The sequence below is a fragment of the Pseudomonas sp. 3JA genome (assembly GCF_036961705.1).
GTDB classification, from domain to species: Bacteria; Pseudomonadota; Gammaproteobacteria; order Pseudomonadales; family Pseudomonadaceae; genus Aquipseudomonas; species Aquipseudomonas fluorescens_Q.
Window position 1 is genome coordinate 96,137 of the sequence record NZ_JBAMDJ010000024.1, and the last position, 6,474, is coordinate 102,610.

Below are 6,474 nucleotides of genomic sequence, written 5' to 3' on the forward strand. Positions count from 1 at the left end.
CGCAGCCCAGCGATACCCCCTCGCTACAGAGTACTTTCCAGCGCCCACAAAAAAGGCCGTTTTCCCTAGAAAACGGCCTGTCCGAAGTAGCTAAAGACCGACCAAATTGTCTAAAGTTCCCACCAAAAAACAATAACTTAGAGAATTGTGCACAAGTCGTGTTACTCGTCGGATTTCGATTGTAAGCAAGCGAAGCGAGCCTCAGGATCGCGCCGTCATCCCTTTGAGGCTCCTCTATGAAGTTCTCCTCCATTCTCTTGTTGTCCCTTAGCCTGGCCAGTGGCATCGCTTCCGCCGGTGGTACTGCCGAAGCAGGTGTGGGCGGCGCATTGGGCGGGGTTTTGGGTTCGGTCGTCGGCCAGTCCCTGGGCGGCAACACCGGCTCCACTATCGGCGCGGCGCTGGGCGGCGCGGGCGGCAGTGCAGTCGGTGCAGACAAACACAGCCGCGGCGAAGCGGCGATCGGCGGTGCGCTGGGCGCAGCCGGCGGTAACGTGGTCGGTCGTAGCGTCGGCGGCACCACTGGCAGCCTGATCGGTGCGGCAGCGGGCGGCGGCGCTGGTGGTGCCCTGGGTAACTACATGGGCAAGGACGATGACGATGATCGTCACTATGACGGTCGCCGTGGTGATCGCCGCTACTACCGTGACGGCCACCCAGGTCGTGGCCATGCCTACGGGCATCGCAAAAAACATCATCGCTACTACCGCGACTAACGGCTGACTGATAACCGCCGTTGAAGATCGCAGCCTCCGGCAGCTCCCAGAGCTGGCAGGAGGCTGCGATTTTTTGTTTCAGACCGCCAACAGTTCCAAAGCCCCACGTAGTCGCTCCGGAATCGCCACCGGCCGATTCGACGCCCGGTCCACAAATACGTGAACAAAACGCCCCGCCGCACAGGCCTCCTCCTCGCCGACCTTGAACACCGCCAGCTCGTACTGCACCGAACTGCTGCCCAGCTTCCCGACCCGCAGGCCGATTTCAATCCGGTCTGGAAAGGCGATTGAGGCAAAGTAGTCACAGGCCGAACTCACCACGAACCCCACCACCTCTCCGTCATGGATATCCAGACCACCGACTTCGATCAGGTAGGTATTCACAGCGCTATCGAAAAAGCTGTAATAGGTGACGTTATTGACGTGACCGTACACATCGTTGTCGTGCCAGCGCGTGGTAATGGGTTGCAAGTGTCGGTATTCGTTGCGTTGGGGCATCAGGTGTCCTTTACGGTTGTTTCAATGATCTTGACGTGGCCCCGGCCTCAGGCCTGCGCGAAACCCTTGCCCTGCGCTGCCAGATCGCCAATCAGACGCGCGGGCTTCCACTGGTCGCCCTGCTTCGTTTCGAGCGCCAGCAGGCGTGCGTGGATATCCTCCAGCCCCTGCCCGTCGGCCCAGGCCATCGGCCCGCCCTTGTCCGCAGGGAAACCGTAGCCGTTGAGGTAGACCAGATCGATGTCGTGGGCCGACTCGGCAATGCCCTCCTCCAGGATTTTCGCGCCCTCGTTGACCAACGCCAGCAAGCACCGTTCGAGGATTTCCTCCGGGCCAATCTCGCGTCGCTGGAAACCTAGGGCTTCACTGACCCGTAGCACCAGCGCATCGACCTCGACATCATGCTCGGCCTGTCGACTGCCCGGCTCATAGTGATAATACCCATTGCCGCTTTTCTGGCCGAACCGTCCCAGTTCGCACAGCCGGTTGTCTACCTGGACCTCTGGCGCATCCTGGCCTGCTCCTGCCAATTCTCGTGCGCGCCACTCCAGGTCGATCCCGACGACGTCGTACATGCGAAACGGCCCCATGGCGAAACCGAAGCCTTGCAATGCCGCATCGACCTGATGGGGGAATGCCCCCTCGAGCAACATCTTGCGAGCCTCCAACACATAAGGATGAAGCATCCGGTTGCCGATGAACCCATGGCAATTGCCCGATACCACGCTGACCTTGCCCATGCGCTTGCCTAACACCAGGGCCGCGTCCAGCACCGCCTTGGAAGTCTGCGCACCACGAACGACTTCCAACAGTTTCATGATGTGCGCCGGGCTGAAGAAATGCAGGCCCAGCACCTGGGTTGGCCGGCGAGTGGCGGCGGCGATCGCATCGATGTCCAGCGCCGAGGTGTTGCTCGCCAGGATCGCCTCGGGTTTGAGCAAACCGTCCAGTTCACGAAAAATCCTCTGCTTGAGCTCGAGATTCTCGTAGACCGCTTCGATCACCAGGTCCACATTGCGGATCGCCGCGTAATCATCCGCCCGTGTCACCCGGGCAATCCGCGCATCAGCCTCACCCTGATCGATACGGCCCTGACGCACGCCATGGGCATAGGTCTCGGCCACGGCGACCAGTGCCTGCTCGAGCATCTGCGGATTGTTGTCGACCCACTGCACCGCCACGCCCGCGTTGGCCAGGCACATCACGATGCCCCGGCCCATGGTGCCTGCACCGACCACTGCGGCACGCTGAATATCGAAAGGTGTCTGGCTCATGTTTGCTCTCTTGTTGGCGATCCAAAGACAGCCTTCACCTTAGTCAGCCGCCGAATGTTTTTGAAATTTATTCGTGTGATGCAAGGCATTCAGCGGATGGATGCAGTTCACAGGTGCGCTTGGGCCCAATGGCGAACCTCTGCGTACGGATACTCCTCCAGTGCGGCATATCCACGGATCTTTCGCGCCTTCAACCGGGTGAACAACGGCACGCTGATCGCGCACAGAAACCGGGTCAAGCGCTCGGCGGAAGGTGGGTTGCCGGTGTGCTCCTCATGCCTGTGGATAAAGTCACCGCACAGCGTCTCGAAGTTTTTATCCACAAGTGCCGGCAACGACGGCGGTTCCGGCAATTGAGCGACCTGTCCGTGGCACACCGAGCAATGACCGCACTGCTGCGGCGCGTTGTCATCGCCGAAATACTGCGCCAATCGATAACCGAGGCAACGTTCGGTGGCGAACAACTCGAGCATGGCATGGATCCGCGCGATTTCACCGCGTTCATGCCGGGTGAAATAAGCATGCAGTTCGGCGCCCAAGACCTGCGTATCCACATTCGTCTCCAGCACGCTGTACACCTCGGTCATCTGCTTGCTTTCCAGCTCGATCCAGCCCTTCTCCTGGAAGTAATCCAGTGCCTTGACCACGCGACTGCGTTCAGCGTGATACTGCTGGTACATCCCGTCGAAATTCACCGTGGCCCAGGTCCGGGCGCGACTGGAGGTCTGGATGATGGCCGAGACGAAATCCCTTCGCTCGCCTTCGAAGCGCTCCAGCAGTTCTTGTGGCTCAGTCAGGAACTTGAAGCGGTACTCCGCGAAATAGGCATAACGCGGCGCGATCAGCCGACGCAGTTCCAGCTGGACCAGCAGCGTCTTGAGCGGCAACTGCCGGATGTTGCTCTGGTCCGCCAGGGGGCCCAGCAAAAACTCCCATTGCCCATCGGGCGCGGCGGCCTTCAGCTCATCGAGCACACAACGAATGCCCTCCAACTCAGGAGTATCGCCATAGACAAAGTTCTCCAGCACGTTGAGGCTGTCGCGATTGGCCAGTACCAGGCAATCGGACCGCTGCCCGTCCCGCCCGGCCCGGCCAATCTCCTGACTGTAGTTTTCGATGGATTTGGGCAAGTCGAAATGCACCACGTTGCGGATATCGCTCTTGTCGATGCCCATGCCGAACGCAATGGTCGCGACAATGCAATTGGACTGCCCGCCCATGAACCGCCGCTGGATGGCTTCACGTTGTTCGTGGGGCAAACCGGCGTGATAGGCCTCGGCCCCGATGCCGTGCTGGGTCAGGTGTTCGGCTATCTGCTCGGCGGTTCGCTGCAAGGTGACGTAGACGATGCTCGGTTGTCCGGGACGTTCGCCCAGCCATTGCACCAGCCGTGCACGCTTGTGCGCACCGCGCACGGGTTCGACCAGCAAGTTGAGGTTGGGCCGATAGAAACCGGTCGTCACCACATCCTCGGCGGCGATGGCGAACTTCGCCTGCATGTCGGCGATGACCTTGGGTGTCGCGGTGGCCGTCAACAGCAACACTTGGGGAATGTGGAACTGGCGCTGATAATCGGGAAGCTTGAGGTAGTCCGGACGAAAGTTATGCCCCCACTCTGAAATACAGTGGGCCTCGTCCACCACCAGCAACGAGATCGGCACCTGCTGCAGAAAGTTGCGAAAACGCTCGTTCTTCAGCCGCTCCACGGAAATCATCAGGATCTTCAACTCCCCCGAACGGGCCCGCGCCATGGCGTCGTTGGCTTCGTCACGGCTCTGGGCCGAATCGATACTGGCCGACGCGATGCCGTGACGTTGCAGGAACGCCAACTGATCCTGCATAAGCGCCAGCAATGGCGAGACTACCAGGGTGAGATGCGGCAATAGCAGGGCTGGCAATTGATAACACAGGGACTTGCCGGAACCGGTGGGAAAAATGGCCGCTGCCGACCGACCGGCCAGGACTGCTCCGATGGCAGACTCCTGACCGGGGCGAAACTGTGGATAACCGAAAACCTGTTCCAGGGTGCTGTGCATGAGCGGTCGCTCCTTTGACTGCTGCGAGACCCAAAGACTAGCGGGACAGCGCAGCGCGTCGAGAAAAGGTCGGGGTAAAAAACGATACCGGATGATACAGCCTCAACGTCCGATTGCTTTGCCACGAGGAGATACAAATCCGGGCACTTTGATGCCTCGTTCCCCCTCCGTTTGCGGGTTAAGGTGCGCCGTCTATCCATGAGCCAGGCCAGGAAGCCTGACGCTCAAGACTCTCTTCAAGGATCGAACCATGCCACACCTGTTTCCCGTGCTACGCGCCCTGGCGATAGCATCCGCCTCACTGCTGGTCGGCTGCCTGACCATTGCTGAACCCTCCGGGGTGGAACCGGCCGTGTTCGAAACACCGGAGTATCACGCTCAGCAGGGCTTGACCGTCGTCAAGGCCTCGGCGTTATATGCCCGTGGCGGCACCGGACAGGGTGTGCTGGTCGCACTGATCGATTCGGGGCTCGACACCCGCCTGAAGGAGTTCGAAGGGCGACTGAGCGATCCCGGATTCGATTACGTCGAAAACCGTCCAGGCACGATTGACCGCATCGGCCACGGCACGCAAATGGCCGGCATACTCGCCGCCAACAAGGACGACCAGGGTATGCATGGCATCGCGTTCAACGCTCGGTTGATCCCCTTTCGTTTTGGCGACGACAACGAGCCGTTTTTCTTTGACAGCGAAATCGCACAATCCTGGCAAAGCGGCTTCGACAAGGGCGCCCGCCTGTTCAACAACTCGTGGGCCAACGCCATCCCCGCCACCGAAATCAATGAGGCGCGTTACAACCAGGTCATGCCCGACTCTCTGGCCGTTGCTCGAAAACTGGTCGCGGACGGCGCCGTGTTCGTCTTCCCGACAGGTAACGAACTCAAGCGTGAGCCTTTGGCCGAACCGGGGCTGCCGGTGGCCTTGCCTGAACTGGAAAAAGGGTGGCTCGCGGTGGTTGCGCTGAAAAACGACGGCAGCGCGATCAATGGCAAATCCAACTATTGCGGCATTGCAGCCGCCTGGTGCATCGCCGTACCTGGCGGCGACTCCGGGGTGCAGGCAGGCTTGCTCACGGTGGGCAAGGAGGGTCGTTACGTGCAAACCGCCGGCACGTCTCCAGCCGCAGCCTTGGTCAGTGGCGCACTGGCTGCGCTGCAGAGCCTTTACCCGCAACTCAACCCGCAACAGGTGCGCGAACATCTGCTGGCGACAGCCAACCGCACGGGCATCTATGCCAACAGTGAGGCCTATGGCAGGGGGTTGATGGATCTGGAGGCGGCCTCACGACGAATCCCCGCGCCCATAGCGGATTAAAGTACTGCACCATCGACGTGGAGCTCGCTTCCACCGCTTGTTCTTTCATCAGCTCTTGTAACGGCGAGATGACTAGCCTGTCGGAAATGGCCTGCCGCATCCTAAGCCGTCCCTACAGCGAGTTTGTAGGATCGGTCAGACAGTGAATGGGAAATGAAGACGGGTCAGCTAGCCCTGGAGCAAGCATTTCATCCAAGCGTCAGACGCTGGTAAACGTCCTACACAAGCTGTCCTTTCAGGTCCTATTGCGGTGCCTGGAAGGAGCCCTCTATAGTTTTCAGCGCGATTGAAAATCGTACTGAAGAGGGCTCAAATGCACACGGATAATCCGCCCATCGATCGATACCAGCGACTCAACAACACGCCGATTCTGGCCATCGACACCGAGGCCAACCTCCACGACCTCTGCGACGCCGCCGCCCAACGAATCCGCGCGTCCAGCGACCTACTCGAAACCCTTCACTGCCTATGCTTCAAACATGCCGACGTGAAAGACATTCCCAACATCGTTCATGCGCTTTATCTGCTGACTCAAGATGGCAGCGAGTTGCTGGAGGTTGTGCGGCAGCGGTTGCGTTAATTAGCCGTCCATAAAAAAACCGCCCTCGAAGGGTAATGCTGTTCACTTAAGAAAA

The 6,474-nt window shown here is 59.8% G+C and carries 6 protein-coding genes; 3 read left to right on the forward strand and 3 right to left on the reverse strand.

Features of this window, described 5'->3' with window-relative positions:
• The first annotated feature begins 236 nt into the window (after positions 1–236).
• Positions 237–716, forward strand: coding sequence for a glycine zipper domain-containing protein (locus tag V7773_RS19210; protein WP_058544959.1), 480 nt, complete (start codon positions 237–239; stop codon positions 714–716).
• A gap of 78 nt (positions 717–794) precedes the next feature.
• Here V7773_RS19210 and V7773_RS19215 read toward each other — a convergent pair whose 3' ends face one another.
• The 3 genes from V7773_RS19215 to V7773_RS19225 form a co-directional block, all read right to left on the reverse strand.
• The gene (locus tag V7773_RS19215) at positions 795–1,214 is read right to left on the reverse strand and encodes an acyl-CoA thioesterase (protein ID WP_336074545.1); all 420 of its coding nucleotides are present in this window, start codon (positions 1,212–1,214) and stop codon (positions 795–797) included.
• 47 nt (positions 1,215–1,261) lie between these two features.
• Complete coding sequence (locus V7773_RS19220) at positions 1,262–2,488, reverse strand: 3-hydroxyacyl-CoA dehydrogenase (protein WP_336074546.1); 1,227 nt, start codon at positions 2,486–2,488, stop codon at positions 1,262–1,264.
• Positions 2,489–2,595: 107 nt separating this feature from the next.
• Positions 2,596–4,524, reverse strand: coding sequence for a RecQ family ATP-dependent DNA helicase (locus V7773_RS19225; protein ID WP_336074547.1), 1,929 nt, complete (start codon positions 4,522–4,524; stop codon positions 2,596–2,598).
• A 250-nt stretch (positions 4,525–4,774) separates the two neighbouring features.
• On the opposite strand from V7773_RS19225, the gene V7773_RS19230 reads away from it, so the two are divergent.
• Together V7773_RS19230 and V7773_RS19235 are read left to right on the forward strand one after the other, a co-directional pair.
• The gene (locus tag V7773_RS19230) at positions 4,775–5,839 is read left to right on the forward strand and encodes a S8 family peptidase (protein ID WP_336074548.1); all 1,065 of its coding nucleotides are present in this window, start codon (positions 4,775–4,777) and stop codon (positions 5,837–5,839) included.
• Positions 5,840–6,152: 313 nt separating this feature from the next.
• Entirely contained in the window at positions 6,153–6,419 is a 267-nt protein-coding gene (locus tag V7773_RS19235; RefSeq protein ID WP_336074551.1) for a hypothetical protein, read from the forward strand.
• Positions 6,420–6,474 lie beyond the last annotated feature (55 nt).